This is a genomic window from Nonomuraea sp. NPDC001636, from assembly GCF_040298265.1.
Classification (GTDB): Bacteria; Actinomycetota; Actinomycetes; order Streptosporangiales; family Streptosporangiaceae; genus Nonomuraea.
Genome location: NZ_JBEOZT010000001.1, coordinates 597,694 through 612,584 on the forward strand (window position 1 = coordinate 597,694; position 14,891 = coordinate 612,584).

Consider the following 14,891-nt stretch of genomic DNA (forward strand, 5'->3'; position numbering starts at 1 on the left):
GTGGCCGCCCAGGTCGTGCGACTTAGACCGGCTGCCAGAGGGCAGGGGTGTTGGGCGGCTCCCAGCCCGGCAGGCTGGTGTGCGCCTGGAGGCAGCGGTAGCTGGTGCCCTGGTAGGTGACGGTCTGTCCGGCCGTGTAGGCCGTGTACGTCTGCCACGTGGTGCCCTGGCCGCCGCCCACCGTCAGGCTGAAGGAGGCCGAGTGGTCGGCGCTCGCGCCGTCGGCGTTCAGGCTGATCGTGTACGTGCTGGGCGTCACGCCGCTCGTCGTCGCGAACGTCACCGTGGACGACTGCCCGGCGGTGATCGTGGACGGGCTGAAGCTGACCGTCACGCCCGCGGGCACGTTGCTCGCCGACAGGGCGACGCTCTGCGCCTGACCGGCGGTGACCTGCGTGCTGACCGTGGCGGTGGCCGACTGACCGGCCTGCACCGAGGCCGACGACGGGGTCACGCCGAAGGAGAAGTCGTTCGGCGAGCTCTGCCCGATCTGCAGGTTGTAGGTGGCCTGGCGGTCCACGTCGGCGCCGTCGGCCGTGATGGCGATCGAGTGGCTGCCCTGCGGGCTGCTGGCCGAGGTGGTGATCGTCAGCGTCGAGCTCTGCCCCGCGGTGATCGTGGCCGGGCTGAACGAGGCGGTCACGCCGGCCGGCAGGGTGCCGGTCCGCAGGGTGATCGACTGCGCCGAGCCGCCGGTCACGGTGGTGCTCACCGTGGTCGTGGTGCTCTGGCCGGGGGTGACGCTGCCGGAGGCGGGGTTCAGGTTGACCGAGAAGTCGTTGCTGCCCTGGGTGCAGGTCGGCTCGCCGGACTGGGCCCGGACGCTGACGCCGTCCCAGGCGTTCTTGACCACGTTGAACTCGGTGCAGCTGCCCGGGTACAGGGTCTTGGCGGCCTGGAGGGTGGCGACCCTGGCCTTGGCGTGCGTCCACGGCTGGGTCTTCATGTTCAGCGCGGACATGAACACCTCACCGGCCTTGCGGATGCCGATGCCGGTGATCGCGGCGCCGTTGTCGCAGCGGGTGCTGGCGGGCTTGCCCGAGGGGTTGGTGCCCTCGGCCACCAGGTAGAACCAGTGGTTCTGCGGGCCGGCCGCCGCGTGCACCTCGGTGTTCGGGATGGAGGCGCTGTAGCAGTTCGGGTGGCTGAGGGCCGACGGGTTGTACATGTTGCGGATCGGCCCGGACCCGGAGAGGTTGACCTCCTCGCCGACCAGGTAGTCCGGCGGGTCGTTCGGGTTGTTGGCGTACGCTTCGGTGAGCGCGCCGAAGATGTCGCCGGTGGACTCGTTCATGCCGCCGGTCTCGTTGCCGCTGCCCGAGCCGCCGCTGGTGAACTGGAAGATGCCGTGGCCGAACTCGTGGCCGACCACGTCCATCGACGTGAGCTGCTGGGAGTTGGCGGAGTTGTGGCCGAAGGAGCCGTACTGGCCGTTCCAGTAGGCGTTGACGTCGGCCAGGCCGACGCGGGCCGGGTAGCCGCCGCCCTGGCCGTTGATGCCGTTGCGGCCGAGCCAGGCGCTCAGCATGTCCCATTCCCGCTGCGCGGCGTAGAGCGCGTCGACGCAGGCGGTCTCCAGGTTCGTGCCAGAGCCGTTGCCCCAGGTGTCGGTGGTCTTCGTGTACGGCGTGCCGTTCTGGCCGCCGCACGCGACGCCGCTCCTGCGGGGGTCGCGCATCGTGTACGAGGGGCTGGTGTCGATGGTGACGGTGCCGACGTAGTAGCTGTTGCCGGTGCCGTCGCGCACCTCGTCCCAGTCGTCGATGACCTTGCCGGTGAGGGCGTCCACGTAGACGTGGAGCTTGGTCTCGTGACCGGTGGCGTTGGCGCCGGTGACGAGGACCTCCCAGGCCAGCCGCGGGGTCGTCGTGGTGGCGTGCACGGACAGCACGGGCGTGGCGACGGTCTCGACCCTGGCCACCTTGGCCCTGGCCGTCACGGCGGCCTGGGCCGCGGTGACCTTCGCCTTGGTGCCGATCCCGATCTTCGTGCGCTGTCCGGTGGCGACCGTGTCGACCACCGCGCCGGAGGCGTCCGTGGCGACGACCACGTCGCCGCCGTAGACGGGCAGGCCCGCGTGCTTACGGGCGTAGGTCAGGTACTGCAGGCCGCGGACGCCTTCGACGGTCGACGTCAGCGTGAACGTGTCCTGCTCGGATGCCAGCAATGCCGCCGAGTCGGCCAGGATCGCGTTGTGTGCGGTGGCGATCGCGTTCCTGCGCTCGTCCGGGCTGGGAGGATCGGCCACCTGCGACGCTTGGGCTGTGGCGCTCGTGGCGCCCACCAGCGAGCTGGTGGTCAGGGCTAGCGCGAGCATTGCGGCAGCCCCCAACCTGAGTTTGGGGTTCACTCTCTGGCTCCTCAGGGGGGTGTGGAGTGGAAGAGCCCCGGCCGGCTGGGGATGAACACAGGGTGACACCGGGATGGCGCGACCCGGTACCCAACAAGTTGTCTATAACGCGGTGGTATGGCCCCCTGAGCTGGGATTTCGCGGGATTTTAGGGCACAGAAAAGGTAAAGAAGCTTTCCAGTAACGGTCTCAGCAGGCCGCCGTGAACGCCTCGAAGAGCGTCAGTCCCTCGCCCGCCTCCGGGTGCCACTGGACCGCCACCGCGAACCCGCCGGAGTCGAGCTCCACCGCCTCGATCGTCCCGTCGCCGGCCGTGGCGGTGACCGTGAGTCCGGGGGCGAGCCGGTCGATCGCCTGGTGGTGGTAGTGCGGGACCGCCACCGGGTCCGTGCCGAGCGCCTCGGCCAGGCGGCTGCCGGGGACGGGCGTGACCGGCAGGTGGCCGAACTCGCCCGGCGCGGGGGAGTGGCCGGTGTGCCCGGTCACGTCGGGCAGGTGCTGGTGCAGGGTGCCGCCGAGCAGCACGTTGAGCACCTGCAGCCCGCGGCAGATGCCCAGGAACGGCAGCCCGGCCTCCAGGGCCGCCGCCAGGAGGGCGAACTCGGCCTCGTCCCGGAACTCCCGGACGTAGCCGGTGCGCTCGTGCGCCGCCCGGCCGTACCTGGCCGGGTCGACGTCGCCGCCGCCGGCCAGGACCAGACCGTCGAGCCGCCCCACGACCTGGGCGGGATCGCCGGCCGGCGGCAGCAGCACGGGCTGCCCGCCGGCCTGGACGATCTTCTCGACGTACATGTACGGCAGCAGCGCGACGGGCAGGTCCCACACGGTGAACCGGGCGGGCTCGACGTACGTCGTGACGCCGATGACCGGACGGGTCACAGCGGCGTCACGTACGCGCCGGAGATGCCGCCGTCCACCAGGAACTCGGCCCCCGTGATGAAGGAGGCGTCGTCGCTGGCCAGGAACGCCACGGCGGCGGCGATCTCCGACGCCTCGGCGAAGCGGCCCACCGGGATGTGCACCAGCCGCCGCTGGGCCCGCTCGGGGTCCTTGGCGAACAGCTCCTGCAGCAGCGGCGTGTTCACCGGCCCCGGGCACAGCGCGTTGACCCGGATGCCCTCGCGGGCGAACTGCACGCCCAGCTCGCGCGACATCGCCAGCACGCCGCCCTTGGAGGCCGTGTACGAGATCTGCGACGTGGCCGACCCCATCACCGCCACGAACGACGCGGTGTTGATGATCGACCCCTTGCCCTGCCGCCGCATGTACGGGATGGCGTGCTTGCAGCACAGGTACACGCTGGTCAGGTTCACCTCCTGGACGCGGCGCCAGGCGTCGAGGCCGGTCTCCAGGATCGAGTCGTCGTCGGGCGGCGAGATGCCGGCGTTGTTGAAGACGACGTCCACGCTGCCGTAGGTCTCGTGGGCCGTGGCGAACATCCGGACGACGTCGTCCTCGCTGGTCACGTCGGCCTTGACGAAGAGGCCGCCGACCTCGCCCGCGGCCTTGGCCCCGGCCTCCTCGTCGATGTCGACGCAGACGACCTTCGCGCCCTCCTGCGCGAACCTGCGCGCCGTGGCCAGCCCGATGCCGCTGCCCGCGCCCGTGATCACGGCCACCCGGTCCTGCAAACGCTGCACTGTGTTCACTCCCTGTCCGATTGGTCGTTCACCTTCCTCATTCGCTTCGCGAAGGGCTTCGTTCCTCAGCCCTTCACTCCGCTCACTGCGTCAGGTTCACTCCCATGAGATGAAGACGTTCTTGGTCTCGGTGAAGGCCGTCAGGGCGTCCGGGCCGAGCTCCCGGCCGAGGCCGGACTGCTTGAAGCCGCCGAACGGGGTCCAGTAGCGCACCGAGGAGTGCGAGTTCACCGACAGGGCGCCCGACTCGACCGCGCGGGCCACCCGCAGCGCCCGCCCGACGTCGCGCGTCCAGATGGACCCGCTCAGCCCGTACGGGGTGTCGTTGGCGATGCGCACGGCCTCGGCCTCGTCGGTGAACGGCACCACCGACACCACCGGGCCGAAGATCTCCTCGGTGAAGGCGCGGTCGGTGACCTTGGAGGTGAGCACGGTCGGCGGGAACCAGAAGCCCTTGCCCTGGGGGCAGTCGCCCTGGAGGTAGGGCGTGCCCTCGACGAAGCCGCGGACGCGTTCCAGGTGCTCGGCGCTGATCAGCGGGCCCATCTCGGTGGACTCGTCGAGCGGGTCGCCGACCTTGACGCCGCGCACCGCCGCCGACAGGCGTTCCAGGAACTCCTCGTACACCTCGGCCTGGACGAGGATGCGCGAGCGGGCGCAGCAGTCCTGGCCGGAGTTGTCGAAGACCGCGTAGGGAGCGGTGCGCGCCGCCTTGTCGAGATCGGAGTCGGCGAAGACGATGTTCGCCGACTTGCCGCCCAGCTCCAGCGTCACCCGCTTGACCTGCGCCGCCGCCTTCGCGGCGATCTCCTTGCCCACCTCGGTCGAGCCGGTGAACACGATCTTGGCCACGCCGGGATGCTCGACCAGCCGGGCCCCCGCGACCTCCCCCGCCCCGGGCAGCACCTGGAGCACCCCCTCGGGGAGGCCCGCCGCCAGGGCCAGCTCGGCCAGCCGCAGCGCCGTGAGCGGAGTCCATTCCGCCGGCTTGACGATCACCGTGTTGCCCGCCGCGAGCGCCGGGGCGACGCCCCACGACATGATCAGCATCGGGAAGTTCCACGGCACGATGACGCCCACCACGCCCAGCGGCTCCTGGAACGTGATGTCCACGCCGCCGGGCACCGGGATCTGCTTGCCGTGGTTGCGCTCGGGGGCGGCGGCGTAGAAGTGCAGCACGTCGCGGACGGCCCCGGCCGCCCAGCGCGCGTTGCCGATCGGGTGCCCGGCGTTGTCCAGCTCCAGCCGGGCCAGCTCCTCGCCGTGGGCGTCCACCAGGTCGGCGAAGCGGCGCAGCAGCCGCGCCCGGTCGCCCGGCGCCACCTCCCGCCAGCTCCGGTACGCCTTCGCGGCCCGCTCCACGGCCCGGTCGACCTCGGCCGCGTCGGCGAGCTCGACCTCGGCGACGACCTCTTCCGTCGCCGGATTAACGATCCTCATGCCCTACCGTCACATTCGCTCGAAACCACGGAACAGCTCCCAGTCCGTCACCGCCGCGTCGAAGGCGGCCAGCTCCACGCGCGCGTTGTTCGCGTAGTGCTCGACCACGTCGTCGCCGAACGCCTCCCTGGCCAGCTTCGACCCCTCGAACAGGGCGAGCGCGTCCCGCAGCGTGTGCGGCACGGTCTCGGCGCCGGAGTCGTAGGCGTTGCCCGCGAAGGCGTCCTCCAGCGGCAGCTCCCGGTCGATGCCGTCCAGCCCGGCCGCGATCAGCGCCGACACCGCCAGGTAGGGGTTGACGTCCCCGCCCGGCACCCGGTTCTCCACCCGCAGCGACGGCCCGTGGCCCACCAGCCGCAGGGAGCAGGTGCGGTTGTCGACGCCCCACTTGACGGCGGTGGGCGCGAAACTGCCGGGCACGTAACGCTTGTAGGAGTTGACGTTGGGCGCGTACAGCAGGGTGAGCTCGCGCATGCGGGCGAGCTGCCCGGCGATGAACCGCGCGCCGAGCGGCGAGAGCCCGTACGGCCCCTCGCCCGCCATCGCCAGGCCGCCGTCGAGGCCGCGCAGCGAGATGTGGATGTGGCAGGAGTTGCCTTCACGCTGGTTCGGCTTGGCCATGAAGGTGATCGAGCGGCCCTCCTGGGCGGCGATCTCCTTGGCGCCGTTCTTGTAGATCGAGTGGTTGTCGCAGGTGCGCAGGGCCTCGTCGTAGCGGAAGGCGATCTCGTGCTGGCCGAGGTTGCACTCGCCCTTGGCCGACTCGACGTACATGCCGGCGCCCTCCATGTCGCGCCTGATGCGCCGGAGCAGTGGCTCGACGCGGGCGGTGCCGAGGAGGGAGTAGTCGACGTTGTAGAGGTTGGCGGGGGTCAGGTCGCGGTAGGCGCGCCGCCAGGCGTCCTCGTAGCTGTCGTCGTAGACGACGAACTCCAGCTCGGTGCCCACGTACGCGGCCAGGCCCCGCTCGGCCAGGCGGGCGAGCTGGCGGCGCAGGATCTGCCGCGGCGAGGCGGTGACCTCGCCGCCCTCCTCCCAGGCCAGGTCGGCCATGATCAGGGCGGTGCCGTCCTGCCAGGGGACCCGGCGCAGGGTGGACAGGTCGGGCTTCATCGCGAAGTCGCCGTAGCCCCGGTCCCAGGAGGACATGTCGTAGCCGGAGACGGTGTTCATGTCCACGTCGACCGCGAGCAGGTAGTTGCAGCCCTCGGAGCCGTGGTGCAGCACCTCGTCCAGGAAGTAGCGGGCGGAGAGCCGTTTGCCCTGCAACCTGCCCTGCATGTCGGCGACGGCGAGCAGCACCGTGTCGATCCGGCCGGAGGCGACCTCGCCCCGCAGTTCCTCGACGGACAGGAATCCGTTGCCCGCTGGTTCGCTCACCCTAGGTCGCTCCGATCTGCTCTGAAGCGCTTTCCCGTTGATTGGGCTAGTCTCAGACCATTGATGTGCATGCCGGGATCGCTTGTCAAGACCTGAGGACACCTTGGACGATTCGGCGCGTTTGATGACAGTTCTGCGCCCGGTGAAGGCGGGAAACGCCTTCGAGGAGACCGTGGAACGGCTGCTCCAGGCGATCAAACTGGGCGTGGTGGCGTACGGCGACAAACTGCCGCCCGAGCGCGAGCTCGCCGTGCGGCTGGGCATCAGCAGGGTCACCCTGCGCGAGGCCATCCGCGCCCTTCAGGACGCGGGCTACCTCGACGTGCGGCGCGGCCGGTACGGCGGCGCGTTCGTCACCTACGTCCCGCCGCGGCCCGACGCGGGCGACCTGCGGCAGGCGGTGGCCGACATGGGCATGGCCGAGCTGTCGGACGCGCTGACGTTCCGGCTGGCGGTCGAGTGCGGGGCGGCGCAGGTGCTGGCCGCGGCCGAGCTGACCCCGGCACAGCGGGAGGTGCTGCTGCGCCGCCTGGCCGAGCTGGACGCGGCGCCCCTGGAGGACTACCGGCGCCTCGACACGGCCTTCCACCTGTCGATCGCCGAGCTGACCGGCTCGACGCTGCTCGCGGCGACGTGCGCCGACGCCCGCTCCCGGGTGAGCGACCTGCTGAACGCGATCCCGATGCTCCAGGTGAACATCGAGCACGCCGCCGCCCAGCACCGGGCCATCGTGGACGCCATCCTGGCCGGCGACCCGGACGCGGCCCGCCGGGCGATGTCCGAGCACCTGGAGGGCACGGCGGCCCTCCTGCGCGCCTTCCTGGCCTGAGCACTGGCCTGAGCCCCTGGTCTGAACGCCTTCCCGGTCCGAGCGCCTCCTGGAGGGGCCGGCGCGGGGGCCGTGGCGTGGGCGGGCTGTCAGGCGGTTTCGGCGTCCGGGGTGCGGACCCGGAAGGTGTGGCGGGTGCCGTCGGGCCAGGTCAGCGTGATCTCGTCAGCCGTCGCCGTCGCCGTCGCCGTCGCCGTCGCCGTCACCGCCGCTGACGGCGTCCCGGCCGGGTCGTCGCCCAGGACGGCCGTGCTGACCGCCCAGCCGTCCGCCGCCACCCCCTCCAGCACCGGCACGGCCGCCGGCGCCCCGAAGGCGCTGCCCTCGGGGTCGTCGGCGACGTAGGCCCGGCTGTAGCCGCGCACCGCGACCAGCTCGGAGACCAGCCCGTCGCCGTCCCGGACCCGAACCCGGGCGCCGGGCCCGCCGGCCTGGTCGGCAGGGTCGGCTTGGTCGGCGTCGGCGTCGGCGGCTGCGACGAGCGCCCAGCCGCTCTGCCGGACCGCCGAGCCGGGCGCGACCCGGTGGACGCGCACCTCGACGGCCCCCCTGATCACGCTCAGGCTCTCCACGCCCGCGCCCGCCGACGCCGCCCACGCCAGGTCGCCCGCCGAGCCCGCTCCCCGAGGAGTGATCGTGCCGCGCCCGCCGACCGTGCCGTCCGGGCCGACCACGCCGAAGTGGTTGTCGGGGACGCCCGTGGTCGGCGCGGTGCGGGTGGAGTAGGCGTACCGGTCGTACAGGGGGTCGCCGGGGTGGTGCTGGCTGCCGTGGTTGAGCAGGCGGGCGACGTCGCCGGTGTGCTGGACGACCAGTCCCGGACCGGGCAGCGCGGCCAGCCCGGTGGGGCCGGGCTCCTCGGTCGCCGTCCACACCGGGTGGCCGGCCGGCAGCAGCAGCCCGAGGAACGCCTTCGACGCCCAGTACGGCGACGCCGAGCCGGAGTAGGACTGCAGCGAGGGCTCGTGGGGGCCGTGCCAGCCCAGCGTGAGCAGCCCCTCGGGGGAGAGCGCGCCCTCGTCGAGGAAGCGGCGCAGGACGCCGGAGGCGATGCGGCGGGTCTGGCCGGGGGAGAGCGAGGTGGCCTCCAGCAGGGCGCCGGCGAAGAGCGAGGTCGCCGAGGCGAAGCGGTAGGTGAGGGAGCGGCCGTGGTAGAGCATGCGGCCGTCCTGGTCGAAGGTGAGGGCGTAGCTCTCCAGGAAGCGGCGCAGGCGGGGCCCGGGGGCGCCCTGACCCGCCAGGTGGGCCAGCAGGGCCGGGTAGAGGTGCATGGCCCAGCCGTTGTAGTGGTCGAAGGAGCGGTTGTCGCCGTCGGCGTACCAGCCGTCGCCGGCGTACCAGGGCTCGATGCGGGCCAGGCCGCGCTCCACCGCCGCGCCGGCCTCCTCGGCGTGCAGGCCGGCCGCCGACAGGAAGCCGCCCACCATGGCGGGGAACAGCCACCAGTTGTTGTCCACCGGCTCGTGGCGCAGCGCCCCGGCCAGGTAGGCGGCGACGCGTTCGCGGGTGGCGGGGGACAGGCGGTCCCACAGGCGCTCGCGGGTCAGCCAGAGCGACAGGGCGATCGAGGCCGCCTCGACCATGGGCTGGGTGCGGTCCTCGATCGGCTGCCAGACGCCGGGGCCGGACTCCAGGCCGCGCGCGTACGGGGCCAGCAGCTCCTCGGGGCCGCCGCCGGCCACGCGGAAGGCGGCCAGCAGGAAGGTGCGCGCGTACCCCTCCAGGCCGTCGCAGCGCGACCAGCTCTCGCGTCCCGGCAACGTGATCACGGCGCCGTCCGCGGAGCGGTACGGTTCCACCGCGGCCAGCAGCCCGTCGGCCACCGCCGCCCAATGGGCGCGGGTCCAGCCGGTGTACGGGCTGAGCGTTCGATCCTCCGGCGGAAGCGGGAACATGCGGCACTCCAAAGGGACGTCCGGTCTCGGCCGGGACCTTAGCATCTTGATCGAACGAAAGCATCCGTTCAAAAACGAAAGCACTTCCCGCTAGGATCGCAGGGTCGAGTCAGAAGGAGTCGCGGTGTTCGCCGAACAACGTCATGAACTGATCCTGCGCGAGGTGCGCGAGCGCGGTTCCGTACGCCTGGCCGAGCTGGTCGACCGGCTCAACGTCTCGATGGTCACCCTGCGCAGGGACGTCGAGCACCTGGCCGGCCGGGGCCTGGTCAACCGCGTGCACGGCGGCATCACCCGGCCCGAGTCCGCGCCCGCCCCGGCCAGGGAGCGCTCCCTGACCCTCGGCATGCTGGTGCCCTCGGCCACCTACTACTACCCGGCGGTCATCAGGGGCGCCCGCGAGCAGGCCGAACGGCTGGGCGCGCGGCTCGTCCTCGGCGTCTCGCGCTACGACGACGAGGAGGACCGCACCCAGGTCAGGCAGCTCGTGGAGGGCGGCATCGAGGGCCTGCTGCTCACCCCGAGCAGGCAGCCGGACGCCTCGCACGAGGGCTGGCTGGCCGAGCTGGGCGTGCCGGCGGTGCTCGTCGAACGGCGGGCCGAGCTGGGCGGGCCCGCCTCGCTGCTGGACGCGGCGGCCTCCCACCATGCCCACGGGGCCTTCCTCGGCACCCGGCACCTGGCCGAGCTCGGGCACCGGCGCCTGGCCATGGTCTCGCGGGACAGCCCGACGGCCCCCCGGGTGCGGCACGGGTTCCTCGCCGCCGTCCGCGACCTGGGGCTGGCCGAGCCCGTCCACCTCGACGTCGCGCAGGAGGGGCCCTCGCGCGAGCAGGTGGCCGACGTGGTCGCGGCGATCAGGGGCGGGGTCACCGCCATGCTCGTGCACAACGACGAGGACACGTTGCTGCTGGTCCAGCACCTGCGGACGGCCGGGGTGCGCATTCCCGAAGAGGTGTCGCTGGTCGCCTACGATGACGAGGTGGCGGCGCTCAGCGACCCCCCGCTCACGGCCGTCGCGCCCCCCAAGGCCGCGGTCGGCCGCTGTGCCGTCGACCTGCTGGTGAGCCGGATCCAGGAGGGCCCGCGGCGCCCTGCCCAGCACGTGGCGCTGCTGCCCGAGCTGCGGGTCCGGGAATCCACGGTCGCGCCGCGCCCATGACGTTACGCATCCATTTCGTTATTGATCGATTTGTGGCCTCTCTCTAGACAACCGATCGAGTATGAGCGAATGATGCCTTATCGATCGAAAGCGATGAGGAGCCATCGATGGGACGCAAGAGCGCCGGCATTGCCGGACTGCTGGCCGGTATGAGCCTGCTCGCCGCCGCGTGCGGCAGCACGGAGCCGGCGCAGCCCGCGGGCGAGGCGGGCAAGCCCGCCGAGGTCACCTTCTGGGGCTGGGCGAAGGGCACCCAGCAGGTCGTGGACGCCTTCAACAAGTCACACAAGGACGTCCAGATCAAGTACGAGGAGATCCCCTCGGGCAACGCGGGCGGCTACGCCAAGTTCTCCAACGCCGTCAAGGCCGGCAACGCCCCCGACGTCATGTCCGTGGAGTACCCGCAGCTGCCCGACTTCGTGAACCAGGGCGCCCTCCAGGACATCTCGGCCGACGTGGCCGACGTCAAGTCCAAGTACCCGGCCGAGGTCTTCGGCCTGGTCGAGCTGGGCGGCAAGGCATGGGCGCTGCCCATGGACGCCGCGCCGCAGGTGTTCTTCTACCGCAAGGACCTGTTCGAGAAGAACAAGATCGAGGTCCCCAAGACCTGGGACGACTTCCGTGCCGCCGCCGAGAAGGTGAAGAAGGCCGACGGCAAGTCGCGCATCGCCACCTTCTTCCCCGACGACCCGAGCGTGCTGGCCGCGCTGTCGTGGCAGGCGGGCGGCAAGTGGTTCGGCACCGAGGGCGACGCCTGGAAGGTGACGATCAACGACGAGCCCAGCAAGAAGGTCGCCGAGTACTGGCAGGGCCTGGTCAAGGACGACCTGCTGAAGGTCCAGCCGTCCTTCAGCCAGGAGTGGAACGCCGCCTTCGAGGACGACACCCTCTGGGGCTACGTCGGCGCCAACTGGGGCGCGGGCGTCATGAAGGGCAACCACGCCGGCCAGGCCGGCAAGTGGGCCATCGCGCCGATCCCCAACTGGGGCACCCCGGCCAGCGGCATGCTCGGCGGCACCACGTTCGGCGTGAGCAAGGGGTCGAAGAACGCCAAGGCCGCCGTCGAGGTCGTCAAGTGGCTGACCGGCTCGGAGGAGGCGTGGACCGCCCGCCTGTCCTCGGGCACCTCCAGCGGCTTCCCGGCCATCGCCGACCTCGTGCCGGTCGCGGCCAAGAGCTTCGACGCCTCCTTCTACGGCGGCCAGGACATCTACGCGCTGTTCGCGGAGTCGTACAAGACGGTCCAGCCCGGCTGGACGTGGGGCCCGAGCATGGTCCAGACGCTGACCACGTTCAAGGACGCCCTCGGCAAGGTCTCCAGCGGCGGCACCACCATCCCCGGCGTGCTGGACGCCGCCCAGACGGCCACCGTCGGCGAGATCAAGAGCCGCGGCCTCAACGTCGCCCAGCAGTAGCACGACGCTCGCGGCGGAGCGCCGGCTCCGCCGCGACCCACCGAAAGGCAGCTTGTGACTCCTCCAGTAGGAAGCGGTCGCGGCGGCGAGGGGTGGCGGCGGCGGGGGGCGATCCTGCTGTTCGTCGGGCCGTTCTTCGCGCTGTTCGCGGCCGTGATCGTGGCCCCGCTGGCCTACGCGGTCTACCTCAGCCTGTTCAGCGAGAAGTCGTCGGGGCTCGGCTTCGGCGGCGCGGAGACCGTGTTCGTCGGGCTCGGCAACTACCTGGACACGCTGAAGGACTCCGCCTTCACCGACGGCTTCCTGGTCATCCTCGGCTACTGCGTGCTGTACATCCCGCTGATGATCGGCGGCGCGCTCACGCTGGCGCTGCTGCTGGACTCCGGGCTGGCCAGGCTGGGCAAGTTCTTCCAGCTCGCGCTGTTCATGCCGCACATCGTGCCGGGCGTGATCGCCGGGCTGATCTGGCTCTACCTGTACCTGCCCGGCATCAGCCCCATCGTGGACCTGCTCGGCGACGTCGACTTCCTCGGCGGCGACCACGTGCTCGGCTCGGTGGTCAACATCGCGCTGTGGGAGTGGGTGGGCTACAACATGATCATCTACTTCGCGGCGCTCCAGGCCATCCCGGCCGAGGTCGTCGAGGCGGCCAGGATGGACGGCGCCGGCCCGCTGCGCGTCGCCCTCCAGGTCAAGGTGCCGCTGATCCGCGGCGCCGTGGTCACCACCGTGCTGTTCACGATCATCGGCTCGCTGCAGCTGTTCACCGAGCCGATGGTGCTCGACAACGTCAGCGACGGCGTCGTCAGCACCTGGACGCCCAACATGTACGCCTACAACGAGGCGTTCGGCAACAACGACTACGGCCAGGCCGGCGCGGCCTCCATTCTGCTCGCGCTGCTCGCCGCCGTGCTGTCCTACGCCGTCACGAAGTGGGGGAACCGCCGGTGAAGTGGATGTCCCGCGCCACGGTCAACGTGCTGCTGATCATCTCCGCCCTCTACACGCTGCTGCCGCTGACGTGGCTGCTGTTCGCCTCCACCAAGTCGCTGTCCGACCTGTACTCGACGCCCGGCTTCTCCTTCGCCGGCTTCAACCTGTTCGAGAACATCAGGGCGGTCGCGCAGGAGGGCGACGGCGTCTTCTTCCGCTGGTACCTCAACAGCGTCCTGTACGCCGGCGTCGGCGCGGCGGTCAGCTCGTTCGTAACCGTGATGTGCGGCTACGCCTTCGACAAGTACTCCTGGTTCGCCAAGGAGAAGATGTTCGGGCTGGTGCTGCTCGGCGTGCTGGTGCCGACCACCGCCACCGCCGTGCCGCTCTACCTGCTGGCCTCCAAGGTCGGCGTGGTGAACACGTTCTGGTCGGTGTTCGTGCCGGTGCTGGTGCATCCGTTCGGCGTCTACCTGGCGCGGGTGCTCTCCTCCGGGTACGTGCCCGGCGAGGTGCTGGAGGCGGCCAGGTCCGACGGGGCCGGCGAGCTGCGCACGTTCGTGTCCGTGGCGCTGCCCATGCTGCTGCCCGCGTACGTGACGATCTTCCTGTTCCAGTTCACCGCCATCTGGAACAACTTCTTCCTGCCCCTGGTCATGCTGAGCGACCAGCGGCTCTACCCGCTCAGCCTCGGCCTGTACGGATGGGAGAAGCAGGGCAACGCCTTCCCCGAGTTCCACAGCCTCGTGATCACCGGGTCGCTGCTGTCCGTGGTGCCCCTGCTGCTGGTGTTCGTGTCTTTGCAGCGGTTCTGGAAGGCCGGGATGACGGCGGGCAGCGTCAAGTGAACGAGCTCTCGGGGGAGAACATGAACAAGCCGGTGACGGTCGTCGCCATGGCCGCCGAGGTCGCCGGGCGCATGCTCACCGGCGAGGTGCGCGCCCGCCTTGACCGGCTGGCCGACGTCCGGGCCGAGGTCGCCGCGTTCGACGACGCCGACCTGTCGCAGACCGAGGTGCTGCTCACCTCGTGGGGGTGCCCGCCGGTGACGGCCGAGGTGCTGGCCCGCGCGCCCCGGCTGCGGGCGATCGTGCACGCGGCCGGCTCGGTCAAGCACCACGTCACCGACGCCTGCTGGGAGCGCGGCATCGTGGTCTCCTCGGCCGCCTCGGCCAACGCCGAGCCGGTGGCCGAGTTCACGCTCGCGGCGATCCTGTTCGCGAACAAGCGGGTGATCGACATCGCCCGCGCCTACCGGGCGCGGCGGGCCAACGACGACTGGGACGCCCGCTTCCCCGGCTTCGGCAACTACCGGCGGGTGGTCGGCGTCGTCGGGGCCTCCAGGATCGGGCGGCGGGTGATCGAGCTGCTGCGGCCGTTCGACTTCGAGGTGCTGGTCAGCGACCCGTACCTGGCGGAGGACCTGGGGGCGCGCCGGGTCGGGCTGGACGAGCTGGTCGCCCGCTCCGACGTGGTCAGCCTGCACGCGCCCGACCTGCCGGAGACCCGCCACCTGATCGACGCGGGCCGGTTGGCCGCCATGCGCGACGGCGCCACGCTGATCAACACGGCCAGGGCCGCCCTGGTCGACCAGGACGCGCTCGTCGCCGAGCTGACCTCCGGACGGCTGTACGCGGTGCTCGACCACACCGAGCCGGAGTTCCTGCCCGCCGAGTCGCCACTCTACGACCTGCCGAACGTGCTCGTCACGCCGCACGTCGCCGGCTCGCTGGGCGGCGAGCTGGCCAGGATGGCCGACCTCGCGCTCGACGAGCTGGCCCGGCACGCCCAGGGACTGCCCTTCGAGCACGGCGTCGAGCCCGGCACGCTGTCCCGGTCCGCCTGAA

General features: G+C 71.4%; 12 protein-coding genes. 6 read left to right on the plus strand and 6 right to left on the minus strand.

The annotated features are described in order from the left end of the window. Positions 1–22 precede the first annotated feature (22 nt). The 5 genes from ABT158_RS02790 to ABT158_RS02810 all read right to left on the minus strand — a co-directional run bounded on the left by ABT158_RS02790 (position 23) and on the right by ABT158_RS02810 (position 6,810). Positions 23–2,317 (minus strand): M4 family metallopeptidase, encoded by a 2,295-nt coding sequence (locus tag ABT158_RS02790; protein WP_352350166.1) that lies wholly within the window; start codon positions 2,315–2,317, stop codon positions 23–25. A gap of 222 nt (positions 2,318–2,539) precedes the next feature. After that, a complete protein-coding gene (locus ABT158_RS02795; RefSeq protein ID WP_352350168.1) occupies positions 2,540–3,229 on the minus strand; it encodes a gamma-glutamyl-gamma-aminobutyrate hydrolase family protein in 690 nt (229 codons plus the stop codon). Beyond that, entirely contained in the window at positions 3,226–3,990 is a 765-nt protein-coding gene (locus ABT158_RS02800) for a 3-oxoacyl-ACP reductase (RefSeq protein WP_352350170.1), read from the minus strand. Before ABT158_RS02800 ends, ABT158_RS02795 begins: the two co-directional genes overlap by 4 nt. A 96-nt stretch (positions 3,991–4,086) precedes the next feature. Then, the gene (locus tag ABT158_RS02805) at positions 4,087–5,430 is read right to left on the minus strand and encodes an aldehyde dehydrogenase family protein (protein ID WP_352350172.1); all 1,344 of its coding nucleotides are present in this window, start codon (positions 5,428–5,430) and stop codon (positions 4,087–4,089) included. Between the two features lie 9 nt (positions 5,431–5,439). After that, positions 5,440–6,810 (minus strand): glutamine synthetase family protein, encoded by a 1,371-nt coding sequence (locus ABT158_RS02810; RefSeq protein ID WP_352350174.1) that lies wholly within the window; start codon positions 6,808–6,810, stop codon positions 5,440–5,442. A gap of 124 nt (positions 6,811–6,934) precedes the next feature. Between ABT158_RS02810 and ABT158_RS02815 the strand changes: the two genes are divergently transcribed. Further along, entirely contained in the window at positions 6,935–7,639 is a 705-nt protein-coding gene (locus ABT158_RS02815; RefSeq protein ID WP_352350176.1) for a FadR/GntR family transcriptional regulator, read from the plus strand. 89 nt (positions 7,640–7,728) lie between these two features. On the opposite strand, the gene ABT158_RS02820 is transcribed toward ABT158_RS02815, so the two are convergent. Then, on the minus strand, positions 7,729–9,534 hold the full coding sequence (locus ABT158_RS02820; protein WP_352350178.1) for a DUF2264 domain-containing protein: 1,806 nt from the start codon (positions 9,532–9,534) through the stop codon (positions 7,729–7,731). A gap of 124 nt (positions 9,535–9,658) precedes the next feature. Between ABT158_RS02820 and ABT158_RS02825 the strand changes: the two genes are divergently transcribed. From ABT158_RS02825 to ABT158_RS02845, 5 genes are all read left to right on the plus strand, one after another. Then, on the plus strand, positions 9,659–10,696 hold the full coding sequence (locus ABT158_RS02825; RefSeq protein ID WP_352350180.1) for a substrate-binding domain-containing protein: 1,038 nt from the start codon (positions 9,659–9,661) through the stop codon (positions 10,694–10,696). A gap of 107 nt (positions 10,697–10,803) precedes the next feature. Then, entirely contained in the window at positions 10,804–12,111 is a 1,308-nt protein-coding gene (locus ABT158_RS02830; RefSeq protein WP_352350182.1) for an ABC transporter substrate-binding protein, read from the plus strand. A gap of 54 nt (positions 12,112–12,165) precedes the next feature. Continuing rightward, positions 12,166–13,062: a carbohydrate ABC transporter permease gene (locus tag ABT158_RS02835; protein WP_352324984.1), complete on the plus strand. Its 897-nt coding sequence runs from the start codon at positions 12,166–12,168 to the stop codon at positions 13,060–13,062. A 5-nt stretch (positions 13,063–13,067) separates the two neighbouring features. After that, the gene (locus tag ABT158_RS02840; protein ID WP_352350487.1) at positions 13,068–13,892 is read left to right on the plus strand and encodes a carbohydrate ABC transporter permease; all 825 of its coding nucleotides are present in this window, start codon (positions 13,068–13,070) and stop codon (positions 13,890–13,892) included. Continuing rightward, complete coding sequence (locus ABT158_RS02845) at positions 13,889–14,890, plus strand: hydroxyacid dehydrogenase (RefSeq protein WP_352350184.1); 1,002 nt, start codon at positions 13,889–13,891, stop codon at positions 14,888–14,890. The genes ABT158_RS02840 and ABT158_RS02845 overlap by 4 nt, the downstream gene beginning before the upstream one ends. The last annotated feature ends 1 nt before the right edge of the window (position 14,891 follow it).

Bases quoted from the DNA above. Each gene is read 5' to 3' on its own strand.
- ABT158_RS02790 (WP_352350166.1), bottom strand. From the start codon at position 2,317: ATGCTCGCGCTAGCCCTGACCACCAGCTCGCTGGTGGGCGCCACGAGC.
- ABT158_RS02805 (WP_352350172.1), bottom strand. From the start codon at position 5,430: ATGAGGATCGTTAATCCGGCGACGGAAGAGGTCGTCGCCGAGGTCGAG.
- ABT158_RS02820 (WP_352350178.1), bottom strand. From the start codon at position 9,534: ATGTTCCCGCTTCCGCCGGAGGATCGAACGCTCAGCCCGTACACCGGC.
- ABT158_RS02840 (WP_352350487.1), top strand. From the start codon at position 13,068: ATGTCCCGCGCCACGGTCAACGTGCTGCTGATCATCTCCGCCCTCTAC.
- ABT158_RS02830 (WP_352350182.1), top strand. From the start codon at position 10,804: ATGGGACGCAAGAGCGCCGGCATTGCCGGACTGCTGGCCGGTATGAGC.
- ABT158_RS02815 (WP_352350176.1), top strand. From the start codon at position 6,935: ATGACAGTTCTGCGCCCGGTGAAGGCGGGAAACGCCTTCGAGGAGACC.